28 protein-coding genes are annotated in these 23,068 nt (G+C 40.8%); 15 read left to right on the plus strand and 13 right to left on the minus strand.

The window, feature by feature from the left end; all coding sequences use genetic code 11:
• Positions 1-198 precede the first annotated feature (198 nt).
• Both IQ264_RS02935 and IQ264_RS02940 read left to right on the plus strand, forming a co-directional pair.
• Entirely contained in the window at positions 199-1,113 is a 915-nt protein-coding gene (locus IQ264_RS02935) for a COX15/CtaA family protein (RefSeq protein WP_193978429.1), read from the plus strand.
• A gap of 96 nt (positions 1,114-1,209) precedes the next feature.
• A complete protein-coding gene (locus IQ264_RS02940) occupies positions 1,210-2,193 on the plus strand; it encodes a heme o synthase (protein ID WP_193978431.1) in 984 nt (327 codons plus the stop codon).
• On the opposite strand, the gene IQ264_RS02945 is transcribed toward IQ264_RS02940, so the two are convergent.
• On the minus strand, positions 2,168-2,386 hold the full coding sequence (locus IQ264_RS02945; RefSeq protein ID WP_193978433.1) for a hypothetical protein: 219 nt from the start codon (positions 2,384-2,386) through the stop codon (positions 2,168-2,170). The genes IQ264_RS02940 and IQ264_RS02945 overlap by 26 nt on opposite strands.
• Between IQ264_RS02945 and IQ264_RS02950 the strand changes: the two genes are divergently transcribed.
• Together IQ264_RS02950 and IQ264_RS02955 are read left to right on the plus strand one after the other, a co-directional pair.
• Complete coding sequence (locus IQ264_RS02950) at positions 2,378-3,442, plus strand: NADH:flavin oxidoreductase/NADH oxidase (protein ID WP_193978435.1); 1,065 nt, start codon at positions 2,378-2,380, stop codon at positions 3,440-3,442. The genes IQ264_RS02945 and IQ264_RS02950 overlap by 9 nt on opposite strands.
• 293 nt (positions 3,443-3,735) lie before the next feature.
• Complete coding sequence (locus IQ264_RS02955) at positions 3,736-4,113, plus strand: hypothetical protein (protein WP_228061241.1); 378 nt, start codon at positions 3,736-3,738, stop codon at positions 4,111-4,113.
• Here the strand turns inward: IQ264_RS02955 and IQ264_RS33365 are convergent.
• From IQ264_RS33365 to IQ264_RS02980, 6 genes are read right to left on the minus strand one after another with little or no spacing between them, the layout of a single operon-like run.
• The gene (locus IQ264_RS33365) at positions 4,110-4,241 is read right to left on the minus strand and encodes a hypothetical protein (RefSeq protein ID WP_265583017.1); all 132 of its coding nucleotides are present in this window, start codon (positions 4,239-4,241) and stop codon (positions 4,110-4,112) included. The genes IQ264_RS02955 and IQ264_RS33365 overlap by 4 nt on opposite strands.
• Positions 4,241-4,441 carry a type II toxin-antitoxin system HicB family antitoxin gene (locus IQ264_RS02960; protein WP_193978439.1) on the minus strand — a complete coding sequence of 67 codons (201 nt, stop codon included), beginning with the start codon at positions 4,439-4,441 and terminating at the stop codon, positions 4,241-4,243. Before IQ264_RS02960 ends, IQ264_RS33365 begins: the two co-directional genes overlap by 1 nt.
• A gap of 31 nt (positions 4,442-4,472) precedes the next feature.
• A complete protein-coding gene (locus tag IQ264_RS02965) occupies positions 4,473-4,715 on the minus strand; it encodes a type II toxin-antitoxin system HicA family toxin (protein ID WP_193978441.1) in 243 nt (80 codons plus the stop codon).
• On the minus strand, positions 4,712-4,921 hold the full coding sequence (locus tag IQ264_RS02970) for a 2-oxoisovalerate dehydrogenase (RefSeq protein WP_193978444.1): 210 nt from the start codon (positions 4,919-4,921) through the stop codon (positions 4,712-4,714). The genes IQ264_RS02965 and IQ264_RS02970 overlap by 4 nt, the downstream gene beginning before the upstream one ends.
• A 26-nt stretch (positions 4,922-4,947) precedes the next feature.
• Positions 4,948-5,142 (minus strand): type II toxin-antitoxin system HicB family antitoxin, encoded by a 195-nt coding sequence (locus IQ264_RS02975; RefSeq protein ID WP_193978446.1) that lies wholly within the window; start codon positions 5,140-5,142, stop codon positions 4,948-4,950.
• Between the two features lie 58 nt (positions 5,143-5,200).
• Complete coding sequence (locus tag IQ264_RS02980) at positions 5,201-6,400, minus strand: pentapeptide repeat-containing protein (protein ID WP_193978448.1); 1,200 nt, start codon at positions 6,398-6,400, stop codon at positions 5,201-5,203.
• A 214-nt stretch (positions 6,401-6,614) separates the two neighbouring features.
• Between IQ264_RS02980 and IQ264_RS02985 the strand changes: the two genes are divergently transcribed.
• The 4 genes from IQ264_RS02985 (at position 6,615) to IQ264_RS03000 (ending at position 10,092) form a co-directional block, all read left to right on the plus strand.
• Positions 6,615-7,406 carry a 3'-5' exonuclease gene (locus IQ264_RS02985; RefSeq protein WP_193978450.1) on the plus strand — a complete coding sequence of 264 codons (792 nt, stop codon included), beginning with the start codon at positions 6,615-6,617 and terminating at the stop codon, positions 7,404-7,406.
• A 170-nt stretch (positions 7,407-7,576) separates the two neighbouring features.
• Positions 7,577-8,596: an ABC transporter ATP-binding protein gene (locus IQ264_RS02990; protein ID WP_193978452.1), complete on the plus strand. Its 1,020-nt coding sequence runs from the start codon at positions 7,577-7,579 to the stop codon at positions 8,594-8,596.
• A gap of 53 nt (positions 8,597-8,649) precedes the next feature.
• Positions 8,650-9,534: an ABC transporter permease gene (locus IQ264_RS02995; RefSeq protein ID WP_193978454.1), complete on the plus strand. Its 885-nt coding sequence runs from the start codon at positions 8,650-8,652 to the stop codon at positions 9,532-9,534.
• Positions 9,535-9,720: 186 nt separating this feature from the next.
• Positions 9,721-10,092 carry a hypothetical protein gene (locus IQ264_RS03000; RefSeq protein WP_193978456.1) on the plus strand — a complete coding sequence of 124 codons (372 nt, stop codon included), beginning with the start codon at positions 9,721-9,723 and terminating at the stop codon, positions 10,090-10,092.
• Positions 10,093-10,161: 69 nt separating this feature from the next.
• Here the strand turns inward: IQ264_RS03000 and IQ264_RS03005 are convergent, their stop codons facing one another.
• The gene (locus tag IQ264_RS03005) at positions 10,162-10,599 is read right to left on the minus strand and encodes a peroxiredoxin (protein WP_193978458.1); all 438 of its coding nucleotides are present in this window, start codon (positions 10,597-10,599) and stop codon (positions 10,162-10,164) included.
• A gap of 167 nt (positions 10,600-10,766) precedes the next feature.
• Between IQ264_RS03005 and IQ264_RS03010 the strand changes: the two genes are divergently transcribed.
• The 4 genes from IQ264_RS03010 to IQ264_RS03025 all read left to right on the plus strand — a co-directional run bounded on the left by IQ264_RS03010 (position 10,767) and on the right by IQ264_RS03025 (position 15,473).
• Positions 10,767-11,177 carry an Npun_F0494 family protein gene (locus IQ264_RS03010; RefSeq protein ID WP_193978460.1) on the plus strand — a complete coding sequence of 137 codons (411 nt, stop codon included), beginning with the start codon at positions 10,767-10,769 and terminating at the stop codon, positions 11,175-11,177.
• A 135-nt stretch (positions 11,178-11,312) separates the two neighbouring features.
• Positions 11,313-12,785: a cobyric acid synthase CobQ gene (gene cobQ / locus IQ264_RS03015; protein ID WP_193978462.1), complete on the plus strand. Its 1,473-nt coding sequence runs from the start codon at positions 11,313-11,315 to the stop codon at positions 12,783-12,785.
• 27 nt (positions 12,786-12,812) lie between these two features.
• On the plus strand, positions 12,813-13,049 hold the full coding sequence (locus IQ264_RS03020; protein WP_193978464.1) for a 2Fe-2S iron-sulfur cluster-binding protein: 237 nt from the start codon (positions 12,813-12,815) through the stop codon (positions 13,047-13,049).
• A gap of 270 nt (positions 13,050-13,319) precedes the next feature.
• Complete coding sequence (locus IQ264_RS03025) at positions 13,320-15,473, plus strand: hybrid sensor histidine kinase/response regulator (protein ID WP_193978466.1); 2,154 nt, start codon at positions 13,320-13,322, stop codon at positions 15,471-15,473.
• On the opposite strand, the gene IQ264_RS03030 is transcribed toward IQ264_RS03025, so the two are convergent.
• The gene (locus IQ264_RS03030) at positions 15,470-15,616 is read right to left on the minus strand and encodes a hypothetical protein (RefSeq protein ID WP_193978468.1); all 147 of its coding nucleotides are present in this window, start codon (positions 15,614-15,616) and stop codon (positions 15,470-15,472) included. The two genes, IQ264_RS03025 and IQ264_RS03030, sit on opposite strands and share 4 nt — an antisense overlap.
• 348 nt (positions 15,617-15,964) lie before the next feature.
• Here IQ264_RS03030 and IQ264_RS03035 point away from each other — a divergent pair, with 348 nt between their 5' ends.
• Positions 15,965-16,300 (plus strand): YggT family protein, encoded by a 336-nt coding sequence (locus tag IQ264_RS03035; protein WP_193978470.1) that lies wholly within the window; start codon positions 15,965-15,967, stop codon positions 16,298-16,300.
• 50 nt (positions 16,301-16,350) lie between these two features.
• On the opposite strand, the gene IQ264_RS03040 is transcribed toward IQ264_RS03035, so the two are convergent.
• The 4 genes from IQ264_RS03040 to IQ264_RS03055 all read right to left on the minus strand — a co-directional run bounded on the left by IQ264_RS03040 (position 16,351) and on the right by IQ264_RS03055 (position 21,656).
• Positions 16,351-16,797 (minus strand): SRPBCC family protein, encoded by a 447-nt coding sequence (locus IQ264_RS03040; RefSeq protein WP_193978472.1) that lies wholly within the window; start codon positions 16,795-16,797, stop codon positions 16,351-16,353.
• Between the two features lie 299 nt (positions 16,798-17,096).
• Positions 17,097-18,533 (minus strand): 9,9'-di-cis-zeta-carotene desaturase, encoded by a 1,437-nt coding sequence (zds, locus tag IQ264_RS03045; RefSeq protein ID WP_193978474.1) that lies wholly within the window; start codon positions 18,531-18,533, stop codon positions 17,097-17,099.
• An 87-nt stretch (positions 18,534-18,620) separates the two neighbouring features.
• On the minus strand, positions 18,621-19,679 hold the full coding sequence (locus IQ264_RS03050) for a hypothetical protein (RefSeq protein ID WP_193978476.1): 1,059 nt from the start codon (positions 19,677-19,679) through the stop codon (positions 18,621-18,623).
• 324 nt (positions 19,680-20,003) lie between these two features.
• Positions 20,004-21,656, minus strand: coding sequence for a DUF6930 domain-containing protein (locus IQ264_RS03055; protein WP_193978478.1), 1,653 nt, complete (start codon positions 21,654-21,656; stop codon positions 20,004-20,006).
• Positions 21,657-22,158: 502 nt separating this feature from the next.
• Here IQ264_RS03055 and IQ264_RS03060 point away from each other — a divergent pair.
• Both IQ264_RS03060 and IQ264_RS03065 read left to right on the plus strand, forming a co-directional pair.
• Positions 22,159-22,515 (plus strand): HesB/IscA family protein, encoded by a 357-nt coding sequence (locus IQ264_RS03060; protein WP_193978480.1) that lies wholly within the window; start codon positions 22,159-22,161, stop codon positions 22,513-22,515.
• A 125-nt stretch (positions 22,516-22,640) separates the two neighbouring features.
• Complete coding sequence (locus IQ264_RS03065; protein WP_193978482.1) at positions 22,641-23,063, plus strand: tetratricopeptide repeat protein; 423 nt, start codon at positions 22,641-22,643, stop codon at positions 23,061-23,063.
• Positions 23,064-23,068: the final 5 nt, after the last annotated feature.

The raw sequence follows: 23,068 nt of genomic DNA on the forward strand, positions 1-23,068 counted from the left end.
TCTGCCCTCTGCCTTCTGCCTTCTGCCTTTCTTCTGCCTTTCCGTTAAGAAATATAAACCCTGAAGAACTGAAAATTACCTAAAGCTTTTGGGCAAAACTCGATCCCGTAAGTAAAGTGTTAACTAATGCCTTAGTTGGATGCGGTTGAGTGTTCACTCAGCCATAACTTAACACTAGGAGTTGGAGAAGGTAGAACGATGACTGAATCTGTGTTGCAGCAGGATCGAAGTAATTCCGCGATCGCCCCAGTAGACATTATCCGTCGTTTGGTGTGGAAGATTGCGATCGCCACCTTCCTGTTAATGGCGGTGGGAAGTGCGACACGGGTAATGAACGCCGGATTAGCTTGCCCCGATTGGCCTTTGTGCTATGGTCAATTAGTGCCCAGTCAACAAATGAACCTGCAAGTTTTCCTCGAATGGTTTCATCGGTTAGATGCGGCTTTAGTGGGAATTAGTACGATCGTCCTAGTGGGATTATCCTGGTGGTATCGCCAACAGATACCCAAATGGTTGCCTTGGGCATCTTTATTCGCCCTCTTCTTAATTATTTTCCAAGGCATTCTCGGCGGTTTAACTGTTACTCAACTCTTGCGATTCGATATTGTCACCGCACACTTGGGAACGGCACTGTTATTTTTTGTTACCCTGTTAGTAATTGGCACCTCACTATTGCCCTACAAAGGCACAAATACCGCGAAAAAATTAGCCTGGATCAGCTTAGTTGCTGCCTTTTTGATTTATTTCCAAAGTCTTTTAGGCGCGTTAGTAGGTTCGCAATGGGCACTACATCAATGCTTATCTGACTCTAGTTTATGTACAGTGATGAATAATCACATTGCTGGGGTTGTTCCCGCAACTTTGGGAGTTTTAGCAGTGGTAATTATGTCATGGCGAACCGCCGGACTGCACCCAAATTTGCGATTTTTAGCTAACATTTCTGGCGCTTTGCTAGTCTGTCAAATTGCTTTAGGGGTGGCGACTTTCCGGTTACGTTTACAAGTCGAACCATTAACAGTAAGTCACCAAGCAATAGGCGCAGCTTTACTCGCAACACTGGTAATTTTCAGCGTTTTAGCATGGCGCGATCGCCAGTTAGTAGCAAATGGATAATTGGCGATTGGTAGTTGGGAAAAAGTTACAATTTATACTTTCCCAATTACCCATCACCTGTTAGTAATTAGTAATTATCAAAGGACATTAGAATTCATGCAAGAACTTATTGCAACTGGGGTTTCTCGTCAGCATCAAAACTTTAAAGAAGTAATCCAAAGCTATTACCAATTGACGAAACCCCGGATTATTCCACTACTATTAATTACCACAGCAGCTAGTATGTGGATGGCATCAAATGGCAGAGTCGATCCCTTTTTGTTAGTAGTAACTTTACTAGGGGGAACTCTCGCAGCAGCATCAGCCCAAACCTTAAATTGCATTTACGATCGCGATATTGACTATACAATGGAACGCACCCGCAAGCGTCCCATTCCTTCGGGAAAAGTTCAAACGCGCCATGCACTTATTTTTGCGATCGTCCTTGGGGTTTTATCCTTCACCTTGCTAACAGTTTTCGCCAATTTATTAGCCGCTTTGTTAGCAATGTCCGGCATAGTTTTCTACATGGCAGTTTACACCCATTTACTCAAACGTCATACTACCCAAAATATCGTCATTGGTGGTGCTGCTGGCGCTATTCCCGCTTTAGTAGGATGGGCAGCGGTAACAGGTGATTTAAGCTGGTCAGCCTGGATGTTATTTGCCATAGTTTTCTTGTGGACACCCCCACATTTTTGGGCATTAGCATTAATGATTCGGGAAGATTACGCCAAAGTTGGCATTCCGATGTTACCCGTAATCGTAGGAGAAGAAGAGACAACCAGGCAAATTTGGATTTACACTTTAATCATGGTGGCATCAAGTTTTCTGCTAATTTATCCTTTGGGAACAGTGGGAATAGTTTATGGTGCGATCGCAACAATTTTAGGCTGGAAATTCATTCAGAAATCTTGGCAATTATTACACAATCCCAGTGATATTCCTTTAGCACGATCGACCTTTAAATACTCCATCATCTACATGATGCTGTTGTGTTTAGGAATTGTCGTTGATACCTTACCTGAAACTCATGCTTTAACCGCAACTTTGGCGGGCAGTTTACAAACCATAATTAGCGCCATTCCAATTTTGCAGTAGTTGTAAAATTAGGAATTAAATTAAGATAACCCGCCTTTGGTTGCGGGTTTTCAATTTTTCTGTAGCCATCTTTACTGCTTTCGTAGAACCAAAATCCTTCCGAAGGTAGACCGAGATTATGAACCATTTCGGCGTTCAAGGCTTTTAATAAAGAAGTACTTCTCTGAGTTAGAAATTCCCAACCATGCCCCATTTATTTGAGCCATTTCATCAACGTGGCGTTACTTCTCGGAATCGCATTGCAGTTTCTCCCATGTGTCAATATTCCAGCCAAGATGGATTTGCCAATGACTGGCATTTGGTTCACCTCGTCAGCCGAGCCGTAGGAGGGGCGGGGTTTTTGATTACTGAGGCGGCAGCAGTAGAGCCGGAAGGAAGAATCACACCGCAAGATTTGGGAATCTGGCAAGATGCACATATCGAAAAGTTGGCACGAATTGTCGAGTTAATTCATGGTAACGGTGCGATCGTGGGAACTCAACTGGCTCACGCAGGTCGCAAAGCCAGCACCTCTCCACCCTGGGAAGGCGGAAATGTGATTCCCGAATCCCAAGGAGGATGGGCGGTAGTTGCGCCCAGTGCCATTCCCTTTAAGCCCGATCGCCCCGATCCGATCGCACTGAGCACCGAAGCCATCCAAAAGCTAACTCAATCCTTCGTAGCTGCGGCTAAACGCTCCCTAACAGCCGGATTCGACTTAGTTGAGATTCATGCTGCTCATGGCTACTTGCTCCATGAATTTCTCTCTCCCTTGAGCAATCATCGAACCGATGAGTACGGTGGAAGTTTTGAGAATCGGATTCGGTTTTTGTGTGAAGTTGTGCAAGCGGTGCGAGATGTTCTGCCCGATCGAACTCCGCTTTGGGTGCGGATCTCTGCTACCGATTGGGTGCCTAATGGTTGGGATATCGAACAAAGTGTGGAACTGTGCAGTAAATTAAGCTCTTTAGGCGTGGATCTAATCGATTGTTCATCGGGTGCCATTGTGCCAGGTGAACAAATTCCAACAGGTGCAGGCTATCAAACTCCTTTTGCCGATCGCATCCGTCGAGAAGCAAACATCGCTACAGGAGCAGTTGGCTTGATTACCTCACCCGCACAAGCAGACCATATCATCCGTACAGGTCAAGCAGATATAGTGTTACTGGCTAGAGAAATGTTGCGCGATCCTTACTGGGCAATGCGGGCGGCAAAACAGTTACATCAATCAGTCCCATCTCCCGTTCAATATCGTCGCGCTTGGAGTTAATTTACAAATTCGTTTATCATCTGCGACTAAAAATACAATTTCAGCGATAGTTATGATGATTCGATCGATCGCCATTTAGTAATAACTAACTTGGGCAAAACAGCCAAGAATAATTACAAAATGTTCATTAAATCTATCCACCAAAAGAGGGAATTTAAGTAATAACTTACGACAAAAGAATCTCCATCTAGAGAACGGTTTACTCCTGAATTAGATCAAGTAGAAATAAGATATTAAATCTCATGGAGTTGTATTCTATGAAACTAAATTATTTTACAAAAGTAGCACGGAGAATGGCTACAGTTCTGTTTTGTGTGTGTGCGATCGCCTTCACTTGGCAAGGTGCATTCCTCACCAACAGCGCCGCCATCGCTGCACCTGTAACAAGCTTAATTGCAGTAGCAGATAATCCCAGTGAATTTGCTGAAGCACATAAGGATTTTGTCAGAGATGCAGCTGACAAAGTGAAGAAAACCGCAAATGAAAATGCGAAAAAAGTTGATGAATCAACAGACAGCGGTAGTTTCATTGAGCGGAAAGCAAAGAGAGATCGCGATCGCATCGAACAAACAGCTGATGAACACGCAGCAAAAACTCAAGAAGCGATCGACAAATCAACCAATGTTTTTGAGCGCACTGTTGAAGGCATCAAAGACGCTTTTAGCAACTAGAAGCTAAATACTATTCGTAGGGTGCGAAGCGTGACAACGTAACGCACCATTTCAGCATATTTATTTAAATCCCGATAAAGTAGATGTTCAACTTCCTTAGCAGTGAGACGACGGATGCGACTACTCATTAAACATTAACCTCTGCAACGATCGCCTCTGCTGGTAAGTCGATCGCATCAGGTTGTAAATAAAGTTCAATAGCTTCACGAATATTTTCTAAAGCTTCCTGTTGAGTCTCGCCTGCGGAAGTACAACCAGGTAATTCTGGACACCAAACCGCATAATCTCTCGTTTCTGGATCTGGTTCAATGATGACGCGCCATTTCATTAGTTTGGTTCCTTAAGATGATTGGTAGCTTTTAGGAAAATAGCTGCGCTAGTAACTCTTCACGAGTTATACCAGCATGAGTTGCAATATCTCGCAGTATAGCTTTAAGCGTACCTACTTTAATAGGATCGTGTGCCGGAACTGTAACATGATGTTCACCATTTTGTTGAGTAGTTAAACGAATGTGACTACCCGTTTGATGGCTAACTTCATAACCTAAACGAGCAAGAACTTTAACTAACTCTTCACCAGACAAGTCTCGTGGAAGTTTCACGAAGCAAATACCTCATCACGGACTATATGTAAACGAATGACTTTAGGGCGATTTTTTTCATCAGTAAAATGACAGCGAACAGCATCACGAACCATTTCTCGTAAAGTTTCTAAATTATCAGCTTGAGTGAAAATTGATTCGCCTAAAGCTTGAGCATTGTACCCGCCGTCTGGATCATCTTCTACTAAAAATACAATTTCAGTCATAGTGGGATTATTTGAGCGATCGCAATTTAATAATAACGGAAAATGCCATTAACCTCTGCAACGATCGCATCAGGTTGTAAATAAAGTTCAATAGCTTCACGAATATTTTCTAAAGCTTCTTGTTGACTTTCTCCTGCGGAAGTACAACCAGGTAATTCTGGACACCAAACCGCATAATCTCCCGTTTCTGGATCTGGTTCAATGATGACGCGCCATTTCATTATTTTAGTTCCTGTTGCGAGTATTATTAAATTCTAATAGCTTAGAACTTCTAATAGCTTAAAACTCCTCTAGTTCTTGTTCAAGCTTGCTTGAATATTCAAATTCTTGATGTCTACTTGAATCATAAACTGTGCCATCAGGCATAGTTGCTCCCCTCAGATTAGTTCTGTTTAGAATAGCACCGCTTAAGTTAGTATCACTCAAGTCGGCATAATTTAAATCAGCACCACTTAAGTCGGCACCGCTTAAGTCAGCACCACATAGAATTGCTCGTGAAGCAGTATCTTTTTGATAGGTTCTCCCCAGGTCAGTATTTCTCATATCAGCACCACGTAGGGAGGCATTCTTAAGATTTATAACTCTTAGGTTAGCGTTACTTATTTTCGCATCGCTGAGATCAGCATTACTTAAATTTGCACCAGTTAAGTCGGTATCGCTTAAGTTAGCACCAATCAAACAACTCGCTTCTAAATTAATTCTTCTGAGATCAGCACTACTCAGATTTGCTTCACTTAGGTCTGTACATCTTAGATCTGCCTCTCTCAATTCAGCACCAGTTAGGTCTGCGTTTCTTAAATTTGCTCTAACCAATTTGGCATTATTTAACTTTGTGCGTCTCAAAATTGCTTGATTTAAATTTGCCCAATTCAACTCTGCATTTTCCAAACAAGCATCACTAATATCAATCGCAGTTAGTTCACCATATATCAGCTTTGCATAAGCTAAATTAGCAAAAGTAAGCTTTGTACCTCTGAGATTAACTGCATACAATATTGCCTCTTCTAAACATGAGCGTGTCAGGTCTGCTTCATCTAAATTTGCTTCGCTCAGGTTTGCCTTAATTAAAATAGCTCCTTCCAAGGTAGCTCTTGTTAGATGTACCCTTGTTAAATTAGCCTCTTTTAAGATAGTAGATTTTAGGTTAGACCTTGTTAGATCAGCTTTTGCTAAGTCAAAGTTGCTCAAATCAACTGCACCAAGATTTACTCCTGAAAAATCTCTCTTGCCGCTTAGATATTGCTTTTGAAATTCTTCTGCTGTCAATCGTTCCGAAGTCTCTATAAAAAACAGATCTGCGATATCACAGCGAAAGTGATTACACAAGACAGCAGCCGTGTTACAGTCAATCCGGTCAAATTCCTCCTTATAAAGTCTGCTTATCGCATTGATGCTTAGATTAGTCTCTTTAGCAAGCTGTGATTGGGACAGACCGTGTTTTTCTATTAACTCTTTGAGCCTACAGCGAATCTTTTTCATCTTTGTCTCTATTACTGATGTCAGTCTACTATCTACACTAGCGAATATAGCATTCGCTAGTGTAGTATGCGCTAGTAAATTAAAATTACTCTAGTGTTGACAAAAGCAATGTTAATCAACTAAGCTCAATTATGTTGGTAGGCTAAACAGCCAAAAAAAATGCCCCCAAGCGTAATAGCTGGTAGGCAAACTTGTTTTTTTTACTTTTTTTATTATGAACCATTTCTCATCCAAGTTCTCTAAAGCTGGGCTTCCCGTACCCGAACAGGTTTTAATCATAGATACGGAAACTACAGACCTTGAACATAAGCAAGGACAAGTAGTAGAAATTGGAGCAATCCTTTATTCAGTGAAGCATCAAACTACTATTCAGCAATTTTCTACGGTTCTTCGAGCAAATAGTAATCCAACAGAACATTTCAACAGAATTAACCCAGAGGCATTAAGCGAAATAAAGGTTAAACAAGCTGCATGGGGAGTATCAATAGTTACTGCTATGGCTGAACAAGGGGATTTTATTGTAGCCCACAATGCTAAATTTCATAAGAATTGGTTTGGCTCTTTTGAAAATGGAAGTAGCGCTTTACCTCTTCTATTAAACTCTCAAGGTAAACCACTTTCATGGTTATGTACGGATGAAGATTTTTGCTGGCCTCGTCAAACCAAGTACGGTAGATCTTTAATAAGTTTAGCAATAGCACATGATATAGCGGTTTTTGAACCCCATAGAGCATTGAGTCAATGCCAATTAATTGCAGATCTTTTTAATCGCATGGAAAACTTACAGGCTATGTTTGAAAAAGCCTTAAGACCTAAAGCACTTTTTCGCGCTCTTGTAGATTATAAAGACAGAGAGCAGGCAAAGTGTGTAGGCTTTAAATGGATACCCGATCGAAAGAGTTGGGAGCGAAAAATGGCTATTGAGGATGTTAAAGAACTTCCTTTTCCAGTAGAGCTAATAGCACTATGCAATGATTGGCCTATGCCACAGCAACAATTAAAGTAGTTGTAGCACTAATTTTTTAATTCGGAAAAATGCGATTTCACCTTCGTCTATCTCATGAGCTAGCTAAAGGTGCGATCGCATTTGATTAACGCACAGCTTCCTTAACTCACAACTCAACCCCGCTACAATAAAATGTAAAGATTGTTGCGAATTATTAAATTGGGACAACTATGGCTCCCGCAGTGATTATCCAAAATCTCCAAAAAAGCTACGGCAACACCAAAGCCGTGAAGGATGTATCCTTTCAAGTAGAACCGGGAGAAATCTTTGGTCTTTTGGGGCCAAACGGTGCAGGCAAAACTACTACAATTAGATGTCTGTGTACCTTGGCGATGCCAGATGCAGGCAAAATCGAGGTTTCCGGCATTTCGGTGATTAACAACCCCAAGCAGGCGCGTCAACGCATCGGCTACGTCGCCCAAGAAGTCGCCCTCGACAAAATTCTCACCGGAAGAGAACTGTTGCAACTGCAAGCCGCACTCTACCATTTACCGGGTAAGTTTGGCAAAGAACGGATCGACGCAATGATCGATACTTTGGGTTTGCAGGAATACGCCGATCAAAAATCTGGCACTTATTCCGGTGGTATCCGCAAGCGGTTAGACTTGGCAGCAGGATTATTGCACAAACCGGATCTTTTGGTTTTGGACGAACCAACGGTAGGATTAGATATCGAAAGTAGAGTGGTAATGTGGGATATCTTGCGTCAGTTGCGCGATGCGGGAACTACGGTGTTGCTCACTAGTCACTATCTGGAAGAGGTTGATGCTTTAGCCGATCGCGTCGCCATCATCGATCAAGGTGTGGTCATCGCTTCCGGTACGCCTTCGCAGTTGAAGGATCGCGTGGGTGGCGATCGCGTTACTCTCCGCATCCGTGAGTTTTCCCCAATGGAAGAAGCAGAAAAGGCTAAAGATATGTTGAAATCTCTGCCTTTTGTGCAAGAGGTGATTATTAATAACGCTCAAGGTAATTCTTTGAATTTGGTGGTAACTCCGCAAAATGATGCTTTAATTGTGATTCAGCAAGCTCTACAAGCGGCTGGTTTGCCTACTTTTGGAATTGCTCAATCTCGCCCTAGTTTGGATGATGTTTATCTGGCGGCTACTGGTAAAACTTTGATGGATGCTGAGTTGGCGGCTGTTAGTAGTCGGGATTTGAAGGCTGAGAAAAAGCAAAGTATGAAATAAGATTTTTTTTTGAACCGCAAAGGACGCAAAGAACGCGAAGGAAAGAGAAGAAAATGAGTAGTACTTTAAGTCCGAAGTCTAATGTTAGTTTTGAGTCAGAGAAGGTTTCTGAAGGGAGTTCTTCTGGGTTTTTGGGGGAGTTTGTTCAGGAAACTTTGGCTTTGACTCGTCGGTTGTTTATTCAGTTACAACGTCGCCCTTCTACTTTGATTGCTGGGGTGATTCAACCTCTGATTTGGTTGATTTTGTTTGGGGCTTTGTTTCAAAATGCTCCCAAGGGTTTGTTTGGGAATGATACTAATTACGGTCAGTTTTTGGCAGCAGGTGTGATTGTTTTTACTGCGTTTAGTGGGGCGCTAAATGCAGGGTTGCCTGTGATGTTCGATCGCGAATTTGGGTTTTTGAACCGTTTGTTAGTTGCACCTTTGGCTAGTCGGTATTCGATCGTTTTTGCTTCGGCAATCTTTATCATTACTCTTAGTGCTGTTCAGACGATCGCCATCATTGCTACTAGTGCTTTTTTAGGTGCAGGTTTACCTGATATCCTGGGTTTGAGTGTGATTGCTACAATCATTCTTTTGTTGGTTTTGGGTGTCACAGCTTTAAGTTTGGGTTTGGCTTTTGCTTTACCCGGACACATCGAATTAATAGCAGTGATTTTTGTAACTAACTTACCTTTGTTGTTTGCAAGTACGGCTTTGGCTCCCCTTTCTTTTATGCCAAAATGGTTGCAATTTATCTCCTCTCTCAATCCCTTAAGTTTTGCTATTGAACCCATTCGTTATCTCTATTTGCATAGCGATTGGAGTCTTGGTAGTGTAGTGATGCAAGCTCCTTGGGGTAATGTATCATTAGGTGGAACACTTCTAGTACTTTTATTGCTTGATGTGGCAGCATTTTTAAGCATTCAGCCTTTATTACGTCGGAGATTTGCTTAAATTAATCTGTAAGATCATGTCCGCTTGATTACTTATGAAACAAGAGAAAACCCCACCCCCGCCAAAGCGATGCTTTGTCTCCCCTCCCCGTTTACGGGGAGGGGATTAAGGGGTGGGGTTTGATTACTGTGGGAAACATAACTGATTATCTGAACTTCATGTTAATTAATGAGGAGGAAATTTTAAATGTCATTTAAGTATCTCAGCAAAATAGCTTTCGGTTTATTAGCAGGAACTACTTTCTCTATATTGCTATTGCCAGAAGCAACTTTTGCTCAAAATTTGAATACCGATCCCAGTCAAGATTTTCAAAAAGATGGCGATCCCCTTACTGGTGGAACTGGTCAATCTTTCAGCGTTTTTGATTTAATCCATCGCTCTAATTTGGGGTTAAATCGATCGATGGAAGATGTGAACAACGAACAAAAGGAAAATCTAGATGATGCGGCTACTCAGTTCCGCGCTAGACAACGCCAACGTCTGCAAGTTCCCGATCAATTGATCGATCGCGTAAACCCCAAAACTCCTAGTGAAAACACCACAACACCAAATCAGTGAACTATACTCAGATCCCCAACTTCTCCAAGAAGTCGGGGATCTCGCTGGGATATTTATCTACACCAAAAACTACAAACCAAGTGTTGCTAAAATATCGCTAGCATGAGTTGCAGTATTCACCGCAGCGTCAACATGGACGATTTTGCCACTACCATCAATTACATAAGTAACACGCTTGGCATAACCACCACCATCAACATCGTAAGCTTTGATAATTGCTCCATCAGTGTCAGCTAAAAGGGGAAAATTTAGATTGTATTTTTGGGTAAAGGCTTGGTGCGAAGTTTCATCATCTTTGCTGACTCCTAACACCACCACATCTTTCCCTTGGTAATCTGATTGAGCATCACGAAAACTACAAGCTTGCTTGGTACAGCCAGGAGTATCGTCTTTTGGATAAAAATACAACACTACTGTTTTCCCAGCAAAGTCAGATAGTGAAACAGTATTACCATTCGTGTCTTTGGCTGTAAATGCTGGTGCATCCGTACCGACTGCTAAAGCCATGATTTAAGCTTCCTTCTGAGTAATCAATTGTTTCTCAATCTGGATTTTACATGATTTCACATTTCTCATCAGGAGTAAATTTTTTAGCTTCGGTAACTGCTCCAGACAAAAAAGACTTATGATAATAAATAAACATTGAGCGATCGATCCTCAACTCCAAATTATCAATGAACTCGCTAAAACAAAAAGCAACTAATTCTCTTTCGTATTCTCAAAAAACCATTGAACGTGCAGAGCGATCGCTCCGAGTATCCCCTTTCCGAATGCTATTGTTTACAACCATGCGTTCGCGCAGTGTAGATTTTCAAGAAATTGCTGGTGCTAATGGCAGCAAAAACCAATTCACACAACGCCAACTCTCAGAATTGATCGCAGATAACTCATTGCTGTGGCTGATTCAAGTCGGAATTTTGCGCCGAGAAGTAGATGGACAAGGCATTACTAATAGCTTTCGTCTCACACCTCTAGGACATGAAATCATCGATAAATTATCTACTCAAGGTGACGAAATACCCCCAGCTTCTTGGCGCGATCGCATTTATCAGTTTTTCACTCGCTGGCTAAGATTGCCTCTTTAAAATAACTCAAACTTTTTAATTTGGACTCTCTCGTACTTATGGCAATAAGAAAATTTAATTAATTTCTGAAAGACCTAAATATAAAAGAATCCCAGTCCCTAGTCCCCAGTCCCCAGTCCCTAATCCCCAAAAATTATGAAAGCAATTATGGTTGTGGGCACTACCTCCCACGCAGGAAAATCACTCCTAACAGCAGCACTCTGTCGCATCCTCTCCAGACGTGGCTGGCGTTTAGCACCCTTCAAAGGTCAAAATATGGCTCTCAACGCCTACGTCACCGCCAATGGCGGCGAAATTGGACACGCACAAGCAGTCCAAGCTTGGGCAGCTGGCATTACTCCCGCTGTAGAAATGAATCCCATTCTACTCAAGCCCCAAGGCGACATGACCTCTCAGGTAATTATTAAAGGCAGAGCTGTAGGTAGAGCCACAGCTTTAGAATACTATGAACAATATTTTCAACCAGGTTGGCAAGCAATTACCGACTCTTTACAAACTTTAGGTGCAGAATACGATTTAGTAATTTGTGAAGGTGCTGGTAGTCCGGCGGAAATTAACTTGAAACACCGCGATTTAACTAATATGCGGGTAGCTCGTCACTTGAATGCTAATACAATTTTGGTTGTAGATATCGATCGCGGTGGAGCCTTCGCCCATGTTGTTGGTACATTACAATTATTAGAACCAGAAGAACGAGCATTAATTAAAGGCATAGTTATCAACAAGTTTCGCGGACAACGCAGCCTTTTACAATCAGGTGTGGAATGGTTAGAAAAATACGCAGGCATTCCCGTGATTGGCGTGATTCCTTGGATTGAACACGATTTTCCCGCCGAAGATTCCTTGGATTTATTCGATCGTCCTACCAAAAAAACTAAAGGTGATATTACAATTGCCGTAATTCGTCTCCCCAGAATTTCTAACTTTACTGATTTCGATCCCTTAGATGCAGAGCCTACTGTTAATCTTAAATATGTTAGCCCCAAACAAGATTTAGGTCATCCTGATGCTGTAATTATTCCCGGCACAAAAGCTACAATTGCTGACTATACCATTCTGCAACAAACAGGAATGGTAACAGCAATTAAAGAATATGTAGCGTCCGGTGGTACAGTTTTGGGAATTTGCGGTGGTTATCAAATGTTAGGTAAAGTTATCGCCGATCCCGAAGGAATTGAAGGTAATGATTCTCAACGTTGTGAAGCATTGGGCTTATTACCTTTAAGTACATTAATTACACCGCAAAAAGTCGTCCGTCAGCGTCAAGTAACATCTAATTATCCCCAATTCGGTTTACCTATTTCTGGTTACGAAATCCATCAAGGCCGCTCTCGTCAATTAGAAAGTCAAGGAGTTAAACCTTTATTTGATGACCCTTATTTAGGTATGGTTGACTCCACAGAATCGGTTTTGGGAACTTATTTACATGGTATTTTTGATAATGGCCCTTGGCGACGCGCTTGGTTAAATTTATTGCGCCAACAACGGGGTTTACACGCTTTGCCCAATGGTATTTCCAATTATCGAGAACAACGGGAAGCTATGCTAGATGCGATCGCAGATGTAGTAGAATCTCACCTCGATTTAAAACCGATTTTACCCAGTTAATTAACACCAACAAATCACCAATAACCAATGACCAAAATTATTTTTCTTCCCGATAATATTACCGTAGAAGCTGAAGTAGGAGAACCATTACTAAAAGTAGCAAACCGTGCTGGAGTGGTGATTCCCACAGGTTGTTTAATGGGTTCCTGTCACGCCTGCGAAGTCGAATTAGATGAAGAAAATTTCATTCGTGCTTGCATCACCGCAGTTCCCCCAGGAAAGGAAGAATTGACAATTAATTTATTTGTCGATCCCGCTTGGTAAACTTAATTGATTATCTGCCTTGATTTGTAGTTAAAACGCCTACCGAAAACTTTCCTTTCGGTAGAGAACTATTGTTTTAATATTCGTTGCTATATTTGATTTTTAACTAAAAAGAATTATACAATTTCTCAAAATCCTCTATCTTAGGAGAGATTCTTCTTAAAAAAAGTAGGATTAAATGTAAGAAATCGTGCATATATGTATATAGGGATACTAGATTTAATTTTTGCAAAAGCTTATTAACCTCTGAAACTGCTATTCAATCGAAATATGCACGACATTCTAATCAATCTATTTGGCTCTGGCTCGTTCATTCCTCATGGTCACTGTTATCTTTGGAAACCAGGCTTAGTTTGGTTGCATTTAATTTCTGATGCCATAATTGGGGTTGCCTACTATTCCATTCCCCTGACGTTGTTTTACTTCGTTCGCAAACGACAAGACTTACCTTTCCACTGGATATTTTTGTTATTTGCAGTTTTCATTATTTCCTGCGGTACAACCCATTTTGCCGAAATTTGGACGCTTTGGTATCCTACCTACTGGTTATCTGGGGCGATTAAAGCTGGAACTGCCCTAGTCTCAATATATACAGCTTTAGAACTTGTGCCTCTGGTTCCGAAAGCTTTAGCATTGCCTAGCCCTGCTCAACTAGAGCAAGCGAATCTGGCATTAAAAGGGCAAATAGAGGAACGCCTCCGAACTGAAGCAGAATTAAGGCAGTTTCAAAATGAACTCGAAGCAAGAGTAGAGTCACGAACAATGGAACTGGTGCAAGTCAATCAGCAACTACAACAGGAGATTGAGGAACGTCAGTGTGCAGAAGCAGCTCTGCGCGAACAAAGGTTTTTGTTGGAAACAATTCTGAAGTATGCTGCTGATGCGATTATTGTGTGCAACGCTGAAGGGAAATTAACTTTTGCCAATCCTGAAGCAAGGCGACTGGCACAGCAAGACCCAAATGACACAACTCTTGACCTGGATCTGTTTAACTGGGGAACTGCTCACGATGCAGATGGCAAGCGGATTACCTTAGAAGATTATGCAATTTCCAAAGCCCTCCGGGGAGAAGTCAGCTATGCGATCGAATCCCGCATGGTACGTGACGATCGCAGCTACTATGATATTCTGGTTAGCGCCGCACCATTGCTCAATAATGAGCAAATTGTGGGAGCGGTGGCAAGCTTCATCGATATTAGCGATCGCAAACGCGCCGAAGCCGAACGAGAAGAACTGCTAGCACGGGAAAAAGCCGCACGGGAGCAAGCCGAAGCCGCAAATCGGATTAAAGATGAGTTTCTTGCCGTGTTATCTCATGAGTTGCGATCGCCTTTAAATCCGATTCTCGGTTGGGCAAAGCTTCTGCAATCTGGCAAACTCGATCAGGAAAAGACGAAGCAAGCTCTAGCAACAATAGAGCGCAATGCCCGGTTGCAAAGTCAACTAATTGAAGATTTGCTCGATGTTTCCCGGATTTTGCAAGGAAAATTGGTGTTGTACCCCCAGCCAATCAAACTGGTTAACACTATTGAAGCTGCGATCGAAACGGTCAGACTTGCCGCCCAAGTAAAGGGGATTGAGATTCAAACAATTTTTCATCCTGATGTCGGAAAGGTTATAGGGGACTCCGCCCGTTTGCAACAGGTGATTTGGAACTTGCTCTCCAATGCCGTGAAATTTACACCTTCTGGAGGAAAGGTAGAGATTGAGTTAGCACAAATCGATAATTATGCTCAAATTCAAGTCAGAGATACAGGCAAAGGCATTACTCCAGAGTTTTTGCCATTCGTATTTGAGTATTTCCGCCAGGAGGATGGCTCGACAACGCGCAGATTTGGTGGTTTAGGATTGGGGTTGGCGATCGTTCATCATCTGGTTGAATTACATGGGGGAACCGTTGAAGCCCAAAGTCCGGGTCAAGAATTAGGGGCGACTTTTACTGTTAGGCTACCGCTGCTCACAGATAAAAGGGAACAGATCGCAGGTGAAAAGAATTCTTTTGCATCTTTATCCCTTGGTCTTTATCCTTTACAAGATATCCGCGTTTTGTTAATAGATGATGAGCCAGATGCACGGGAGTTGATCGCCTTCATCCTGAAAGAAGCAGGAGCGATCGCAACTGTGGTATCTTCTGCTAGTGAAGCCCTGAAAATCTTTCCCCAAGTAAAACCAGACTTGGTGGTAAGTGATATTGGAATGCCAGAAATAGACGGTTATATGCTAATTCAGAAAATTCGGGCAATGCCACCAGAACAGGGTGGAAAAGTTCCGGCTATTGCTCTAACAGCTTATGCTGGAGAGATTAATCAACGAAAGGCGATCGTTGCTGGTTTTCAACGTCACCTTGCTAAACCTGTAGAAACCAATGATTTAATAGAAACCATTATTACTTTAGTTCCAGAAGTCAGATTGCGATCGAATTAAGTTGCAACAGAAATTGTTTTTGCTTTCAAGGATGGTTCGGGAATAGGTTGACGATCTTCTCGAAGGGTGTCAGTATGATGTGCGATCGCTACATAAGCGAGAGCATTAGTGTCGTGATAAATTAGTTTAGGTTCTGTTGCCATAAAGCATACTACGATTAAAAGATTGTAAGATTTCGCTTTCAAAAAACAACGGAGTTAGATCGATTTCTGATAGTTGCTCTTCTGTTAGATTCTGATGTTTATTGATAGCTCTAAATGTCTCTATCATGGCGTGAATTTGATCAATTTGTTGGGAAGTAAGTCCGGTAACATCAAGAGTTTTAGTCATTTTGGGTAACGATTTTAAGTTTGCGGATATTCTAGCTTGATTATCTAAAAAACGACAAAGCCGCTAAAGATGGTTGATTAAACCGCATTCAAATAATATAATGATGCTGTTAGCCTATAGAAAAATTTTGAATAAACTCTTTTTTTCTTATGTTATATCAAATGGATGCAACCCAATTTTATGGAATTTATATGATATTAGCATTTATGATAAACCTGAGCATAACTTTATATTCATTTATTTGCTTAATTAATGTTATACTTTTTTTTCCAGAAATTAGTGAAATTAGTGAAAGAAATAAAATAGCTAGAATCATATTTGCTTTAACAAACCCACCATCTCAATGGCTAAAACAAAAATTTCCTGGTCTTGTGTTTAAACGCAAGAATGGTCAGAATGTAGAGTTTTACCCACTCATCTTATTGGTAATTTCAGTCTCTTTAGGGATGTTTTTACAATACTTAACGGCTCTTCCGCTTCCATACTTAAGAAGATAAGTAAGTCTGATTGCTCAAAACAACCAAACTCCTAACCTAATGCACCTCAATTAAGATTGACCATAAGCTGCTAGTGCATATTCCTTAAATCTTTCCAAATCTGCTTGAATTGTTGACTCGACAACTCTACCTAAAAACAAATTATCCATTATTTTACCCAACCAGCCAGGAATTCCATAAGCTATTGTTAATTTAACAATGCTGCTACCGTGTCGATCGTAAAATCTCACTGCACCTCTATTCGGTAAACCATCAACAGATTCCCATTGAATAATTTGTTGCGGAACTATTTTTAAAATTCGCGACAACCAAGTAAATTCAAGACCTCCAGTAGCGAGTTTCCACCGGGATAAATCAGGATTTTCTTCCAAAACATGAACCGATTCGATCCATTTCATCCACCGAGGCATTTGTTCCAAATCTGACCACAAACTCCAAGAGAATTCGATCGGAACTGCTACTTCTACTTGTACACTATGTTCTAACCAGTCTGTCATTTTAATAATTGGTAATTGGTAGTTGGTAGTTGGTAATTTAAATTGCCAATTTTCACTGACAATTTAAATTACGATCGCCTATTAACGCAAGTTGCTGGTTACAAATATTCTCGGTTCGATCCCCCCTAACCCCCCTTAACAAGGGGGGAACTGGATTCAAAGTCCCTTTTGTTAAGGGGAGAACTGGATTCAAAGTCCCTTTTGTTAAGGGGAGAACGGAATTTAAAGTCCCCCTTATTAAGGGGGATTTAGGGGGATCAAAAACGTTTAAATTCATAACCAGCAACTTGAATTATCATCTATTTTTTCTGGTTTAAAATTACTTTTGCCGCTTGTCTTCCCGAAATAGTTGCACCTTCCATACTATCAATGTAATCTTGTTGGGTGTAACTACCTGCTAGGAAAAAGTTAGGAATCGGTGTTTTTTGATTTGGACGATAAAGATCCATTCCTGGTGCTTCTCGATAGAGAGATTGGGCAAGTTTAACTACACTATACCAGGTCATATTTAATTTGCGGGAAGAGGGGAAAAGGTCATGTACTTGTTTGAGGACATGATTTGCGATCGCTTCATTACTCTCTTTAATAAAAGGATCGCCGGGAGTCAACACTAACTGCATTAAAGAACCTTGTCCTTCCCGATAATAATCTTCTGGACTAGTTAATGCTAAATCGGCAAAACAGGAAAAATCTGCATCTGCGGTATAAAGTAAATTATCAATCCCAGAAGCGCGATCAAACTTTTGACTTGCTGGGTTATCTTGTAATTCTGTCACCCATCCATCAAAGCGCATTTGTACTGTCGCCACAGGTACAGCTTCTAATTTATAAATATTGTCGAATTCTTGCCACTTGCGCCAATCTTGAGGTAACAATCTTTGAATTCCGGGAACATCACAAGCACAAACATAAGCATCAGCGGTAATAGTTTCTTCCGTTTCCCCGTTCGCAACTACTAACCCTGTAACTTTGGTTTTTCCCGCTTCTTCGGCAAACAAAATTTCTCTAGTCCGACGACGAGTATAAATCTTTCCGCCTCGATCTTCTATATAGTTAACAATTGGTTTGTGTAAGTATTCATTAGGTGAACCTGACAACATTCTTAATACGGAAGCTTCCGTTTTTGCAGCGAAAAACTGAAAAATTGTCAACATACAACGGGCGGAAATATTTTCAGTATCAATGAATCCTAACGCATAAGCGATCGGATTCCACATTCTTTTTAAACTACCATCCGATCCACCGTGACTCCTAAACCAATCAGCAAAGCTAATTCTATCAAGGTCGCGGATCGTTTTCATCGCTCCCTCGAAGTCTACCAAACCTCGAACTAGGGGACTAGTACCTAATGCGATCGCATTTTGCACTTTATCCTGTAACGAAAGTTGCGAAGTCGTAAAAAATGCCTTCAATCCATTAAAAGGCGCACCAGTAATAAACCGAAAATCTAACGCACCAGTTACGCCACCACGATTAATAAAAGTGTGGGTATGTTCCTTCAGCAGTAAGTTTTCCCCTGCTCCCACTTTCCGCATTAACTCGAATAAATTATAGTAGCAACCGAAGAAGACGTGCAAACCCATTTCAATATGGTTGCCTTCTGCGTCTACCCAGCTACCAACCTTACCCCCGACAAAGGGACGAGATTCAAAAATTTCCACTTCGCATCCAGCATCGACTAGATCGATCGCTGTCGCCATTCCCGCTAATCCCGCACCAACAATTGCAACTCGCATCCCAATCTGTTCCTGCTCAGTTTCTTTACATATTTTAATATCAGACCGATCTTTTTCCCATACTGACAGGCAAGATTAGATAAATGCTTAAATCACTATACCTCTACCTCCTCTTCTATAATCTTTTAATTCATCTATGTAACTTTCCGGGAATACTTCCGGTGAAAACATCTCTCGCAAAGCCTGAAAATAAGGTACAAATAACTGTTGTTGTTCTCTCCCTAAACGATTACCTATTTCCTTACCTAATAAATTAATCATTTGTCTGACTAACTCCCAGCGCACTTTTAATGTGGGATAAAGCATCACACATAAAGGAAATAACTCTTGCTGAATTCCTGCAATACTATTTTCGAGAACACATACCCACAAGTATACTTGAAACATTTCCACATCGCGGATGCTAGCAGTTTTTATCACAGGATTTTTCAGACTACCTGAATAGGTTGAGTAGTTCGGGTATAATTCAATAACTCGATCGCAAATATTTCTGGCAATTTCTGTACTTGCTGGTAATAGTTGTTGGACAACTATCAGATTTTTTGATTCATAATCTTGATTAGCTGCGGCATCATAAGCTCGTTGTAATGGCATATACAAATGATCGTCAATCACTTTTAAATAACTTAATAATTCATTTTTATTTCGCAATGAAAGGTCTTCTATTAGAATTAGACCAGTGTAATGGAACTGCATACTCACAAAACCAATTACTCTGGGATCGTTAGCGGTATATTTCTTACGAATTCCTCCCAAATATGGGCTGATAATTCTTGATAAATACTGCGGCGACAGCATTTGAGCATATATTTCTAAAGTTTTTTCATATACAGTAAAAACATCTTCACAAATTTGCCAAGGGTCTATTAAATTCGGATTTATCCGATGTCTTTGAATCTCTTTACCAATCAAATATTCTGTTTTATGCCACGCTTGTAAGCTAGTGTTCCGCAGCGAGTAGCGTAGTTTTTCTGCTATTAATAAACGCTGATTTTTAGCAGATGATTCTCTATTTGCATCTAGGCTATCTGTATGATCTTCTAAGTTCTGGACATACTTTTTAGCCCATTGTTTAGCCAGAGATTGGATTTCTTTACCTTTCGGTAGGTTGACATTTTGATGCTTTTGTTCTATAGGTGAAAACATATCTTTAACACTTCCCAATGGTTTTTAACTGGCATAACTAAGGGGTTAACTAACTTTTGCTATTTTTTCACACAAGGTAAAATTTACCATTTGTTAGTAGCTTAATAAATATTAACATTACAATTATTAACTTGTACAAACAGTGGTTTAGTAGTGTAGAATACTTTTTTTAGGCGATCGCACAAAACGACGACTGGCAGATTTATCTAAATATACGCTACAAAAGTAGAGACGTTTCATCAAACGCCTCTACATTCTTTTTGCAGAAATCTAATCTATTTTACTTTTTTACCTTGACCTTTTCCTGTGGAAAAATTTGCACAGTTACTCCCAATCTAATTGAATTATCCGTTGCAGAGTCCCTAAACCCGCTTCTTCGTGGGAGATGAATTTAGCGGAAAACAAAGCCATCATATCTGGTAATTTTGGATTCCCTTTAGAAGCACCCTTTACCCCTCTAGCAACTAACAAACCACAATTACCTTTTGTTTTCTTAGTGCGAGAATCCCATTTTTTTCGTGCTTCTTTATGTGTAGAATCATTTTGACTAAACTCGCCAAACAGGTACATTTCCCCATTTTTTGTTTGCAAAATGCCTAAGTCATAAACATCGCTTTCAAAGGGGTCTTCCCCAGGATTAAAGAATATTTTATCTAAACCGCCTGCTGCTTCAATCTGTTCAATCAAAGTTATGGCTTTTGGGCGAGAAGTTTGGATTAAAATTACTGGGAAACCATCCCCTGTTTTCAGGACACTTTCTGTTAATTGAATGCTGTCTAAATTAGAACGAAAATAATCCATCATTTCCCAAGTAACCATGTCAAGGCTGACAAAAGAATCTGGTGGGATTAAATCATCACGCAAGTCAGGCAAGAGGTCATCTTCATCATCTTCATCTTCGTCTTCAAGATCGACCAAACCTTCTGAACTAGCCATTTCCCACAATTCTTCGGTTACATCTGGCAAAGTTGCTACTTTCACAGATACTACCTGATTAGTTTCCGATCCTGGGGGCAGAGTAATGCGGTAGTTACTATTAATTTTCGGAATATCATCTATGGAGAGTCGGCGACGATGTTGGCGCAAAAATCGATTTAAAGCTGTGAGGGCGACAAAAACGGTTAATGCTTCTTCTTCAAATAAAGAAGCTCTTAAACCTTCTAAAGGATGAATATTGCCAAAATTAGGCTCGACTTCCGACAATGATAAATCTGCCAGGTCGAGATCTTCGTCGTATTCTTCAAACAAATCTTCTGTTCTTTCAAAGGTGATAAATAAACAATCTTGTTTGAGGAAAGATTCTTCTAGTTGTTCGATCGAGCTTTCTTGCTGTTGGATCACTGAAGCGCGAAATTGTTTCAAAGAATCCAAAGAACGGTATAACAGAATGCCGTATTCTTTGCCTAACATCCCTAAAATTGAGACATATAAAGTTTGAATATCCCATTTATTAATTTCGAGCGAAATTATCTGATGTTCCTCTAAAACTTCCCAAGGAGCACAGCGCCAAATTTCTTCAGCTACTTCCATTAATGGGGTAGCGTACTGGGGAGGCAAATTTGGAGGTTGAGAGTTTTGATCTTCTTCAAATTCCCGAAATAATTCATCAATTAGCGGTAGGGAAGATACATATTCAATAGCAATACCTAAATCTTGCAATATGCCTCTTAAGTAAAATTGAATTTCCCGATCGCGCACCACAATTTTTTGTGGTTTACCTGGTTTTACAGGCCCTTGGGGATACTCCATCGCCCGCAACAAAGTCCGCACAATGGCTTCTGGGCCTACTTCCGACCCCACCACATCCATCGCCCGGACAACTCCCTGGCTTCCATCTACCCAGACAATACATTCTTTTTGTCCGTTGTAGTCAGACTCAACATTAGCAGATAAATGTCGGCGATCGCCCTCCCATACGCTGGGAATTTGATTTAAATTATTTAACCGACGATAGGTAGAGCGATTAAGAGTTGTCATAGAACAAAGCAAAAGAAGAACTATATTGTCTGAGAATTTATGCTCAGGGACTTGACGTGAGAAGCAGTTGAGGTTTTAGATGAATCTACCTGCTTAAGTTACAGAAAAAGACTCCCTTTCTCTACACACTACACCCAAAACCCCTGATTGTGTTTGGACTGTACTTTCCTTTCAGTAGGGTTGCTGCTAGTGGAATCATTTTACCTCTCCTCACCTCCCACTACCCATTATTACCAGCGTCAAAAAATCTAACTAGCAACTTCTTAGGTTATTAAGCTGTTCAGCATTTAAATAGCGGACGAGGATTTGGTAAAAAGGAACAGGGAACATAGACTACATGATTTAAATGCACGATCGCTTTCGTAGCAGAGAAATCTTTATCTTTAAAAAACTTATTCTCAAACTCCAGATTCACTCACCGATTCTACCAAGCCGGATAAAATGTAATGATAGGCAAATATAGTCGATGTGATGCGGCATTTTTAAGGAGTAGCACAAACCCATGTCTACAACAACTCAGTCTCAACAAAAAGGACTTCAAGTAACTGATGGTGCCCTCGCCCAACTGAAACTTCTCCGGGACAAACAAGGTCAAGACCTCTGTTTACGGGTGGGTGTGCGCCAAGGCGGTTGCTCTGGAATGTCCTACACAATGGACTTTATTGAGCCTAGCACTATTCGGGAAGAAGATGACGTTTTTGATTATGATGGCTTCCAGTTAGTGTGCGATCGCAAAAGTTTACTTTACATCTACGGTCTGATGCTTGACTACAGCGATTCAATGATCGGCGGCGGTTTCCAATTTACTAACCCCAATGCCAGTCAAACCTGTGGTTGTGGAAAATCTTTTGCTGTTTAATAATAAACAACGGAGCAATTTTAGATTTAGGCTTTCTGATTGTGTCTAAATCTAAAATTCTCCCAAACACCCCAGATTTATCTGTGTGGTCAATCTAAAATCCCAAATCTAAAAGCTAAAATCGAATGACTCAATCTGTTGACTCTCTGTTTGAATCGGCTATTGAACGTTACAAAGCTGGAGAAGAACCAAAAGCATTAATTCCAGTGTTTAAAGACCTTTGCGATCGCACTCCCAAAAGTAGCGCCTCTTGGACTTGTTTAGCTTGGTTATACTTGCTAGAAAATCAACCAAATAACGCTTTAAAAGCTGCTCAAAAAGCCGTAAAATTAAATCCCCAAGACCCCCAAGCCAGAGTAAATTTAGCCGCAGCAATGTTAGAAACTGAACAAAAGGGAGTACGTCAACATATCGAAATTGTTCAGCAGATCATGGTCTTAGATGCAGAAATTCGCCAAGAAATTATCGATAACATCCAAGATGGTTTAACGAGAAAACCGGATTGGGAAGGTTTAATTCGGATTCAAAAATGGTTGTCTGGAAATTAATTTGA

It is taken from the genome of [Phormidium] sp. LEGE 05292 (genome assembly GCF_015207735.1).
GTDB lineage: Bacteria > Cyanobacteriota > Cyanobacteriia > Cyanobacteriales > Aerosakkonemataceae > Floridanema.

Excerpts from the sequence above, each read along its gene's own strand:
- IQ264_RS02935 (WP_193978429.1), top strand. The coding sequence starts at position 199 with ATGACTGAATCTGTGTTGCAGCAGGATCGAAGTAATTCCGCGATCGCC.
- IQ264_RS02940 (WP_193978431.1), top strand. The coding sequence starts at position 1,210 with ATGCAAGAACTTATTGCAACTGGGGTTTCTCGTCAGCATCAAAACTTT.
- IQ264_RS02950 (WP_193978435.1), top strand. The coding sequence starts at position 2,378 with ATGCCCCATTTATTTGAGCCATTTCATCAACGTGGCGTTACTTCTCGG.
- IQ264_RS02945 (WP_193978433.1), bottom strand. The coding sequence starts at position 2,386 with ATGGGGCATGGTTGGGAATTTCTAACTCAGAGAAGTACTTCTTTATTA.
- IQ264_RS02955 (WP_228061241.1), top strand. The coding sequence starts at position 3,736 with ATGGCTACAGTTCTGTTTTGTGTGTGTGCGATCGCCTTCACTTGGCAA.
- IQ264_RS33365 (WP_265583017.1), bottom strand. The coding sequence starts at position 4,241 with ATGAGTAGTCGCATCCGTCGTCTCACTGCTAAGGAAGTTGAACATCTA.
- IQ264_RS02960 (WP_193978439.1), bottom strand. The coding sequence starts at position 4,441 with ATGAAATGGCGCGTCATCATTGAACCAGATCCAGAAACGAGAGATTAT.
- IQ264_RS02970 (WP_193978444.1), bottom strand. The coding sequence starts at position 4,921 with ATGACTGAAATTGTATTTTTAGTAGAAGATGATCCAGACGGCGGGTAC.
- IQ264_RS02975 (WP_193978446.1), bottom strand. The coding sequence starts at position 5,142 with ATGAAATGGCGCGTCATCATTGAACCAGATCCAGAAACGGGAGATTAT.
- IQ264_RS02980 (WP_193978448.1), bottom strand. The coding sequence starts at position 6,400 with ATGAAAAAGATTCGCTGTAGGCTCAAAGAGTTAATAGAAAAACACGGT.
- IQ264_RS02985 (WP_193978450.1), top strand. The coding sequence starts at position 6,615 with ATGAACCATTTCTCATCCAAGTTCTCTAAAGCTGGGCTTCCCGTACCC.
- IQ264_RS02990 (WP_193978452.1), top strand. The coding sequence starts at position 7,577 with ATGGCTCCCGCAGTGATTATCCAAAATCTCCAAAAAAGCTACGGCAAC.
- IQ264_RS02995 (WP_193978454.1), top strand. The coding sequence starts at position 8,650 with ATGAGTAGTACTTTAAGTCCGAAGTCTAATGTTAGTTTTGAGTCAGAG.
- IQ264_RS03000 (WP_193978456.1), top strand. The coding sequence starts at position 9,721 with ATGTCATTTAAGTATCTCAGCAAAATAGCTTTCGGTTTATTAGCAGGA.
- IQ264_RS03005 (WP_193978458.1), bottom strand. The coding sequence starts at position 10,599 with ATGGCTTTAGCAGTCGGTACGGATGCACCAGCATTTACAGCCAAAGAC.
- IQ264_RS03010 (WP_193978460.1), top strand. The coding sequence starts at position 10,767 with ATGAACTCGCTAAAACAAAAAGCAACTAATTCTCTTTCGTATTCTCAA.
- cobQ (WP_193978462.1), top strand. The coding sequence starts at position 11,313 with ATGAAAGCAATTATGGTTGTGGGCACTACCTCCCACGCAGGAAAATCA.
- IQ264_RS03020 (WP_193978464.1), top strand. The coding sequence starts at position 12,813 with ATGACCAAAATTATTTTTCTTCCCGATAATATTACCGTAGAAGCTGAA.
- IQ264_RS03025 (WP_193978466.1), top strand. The coding sequence starts at position 13,320 with ATGCACGACATTCTAATCAATCTATTTGGCTCTGGCTCGTTCATTCCT.
- IQ264_RS03030 (WP_193978468.1), bottom strand. The coding sequence starts at position 15,616 with ATGGCAACAGAACCTAAACTAATTTATCACGACACTAATGCTCTCGCT.
- IQ264_RS03035 (WP_193978470.1), top strand. The coding sequence starts at position 15,965 with ATGGATGCAACCCAATTTTATGGAATTTATATGATATTAGCATTTATG.
- IQ264_RS03040 (WP_193978472.1), bottom strand. The coding sequence starts at position 16,797 with ATGACAGACTGGTTAGAACATAGTGTACAAGTAGAAGTAGCAGTTCCG.
- zds (WP_193978474.1), bottom strand. The coding sequence starts at position 18,533 with ATGCGAGTTGCAATTGTTGGTGCGGGATTAGCGGGAATGGCGACAGCG.
- IQ264_RS03050 (WP_193978476.1), bottom strand. The coding sequence starts at position 19,679 with ATGTTTTCACCTATAGAACAAAAGCATCAAAATGTCAACCTACCGAAA.
- IQ264_RS03055 (WP_193978478.1), bottom strand. The coding sequence starts at position 21,656 with ATGACAACTCTTAATCGCTCTACCTATCGTCGGTTAAATAATTTAAAT.
- IQ264_RS03060 (WP_193978480.1), top strand. The coding sequence starts at position 22,159 with ATGTCTACAACAACTCAGTCTCAACAAAAAGGACTTCAAGTAACTGAT.
- IQ264_RS03065 (WP_193978482.1), top strand. The coding sequence starts at position 22,641 with ATGACTCAATCTGTTGACTCTCTGTTTGAATCGGCTATTGAACGTTAC.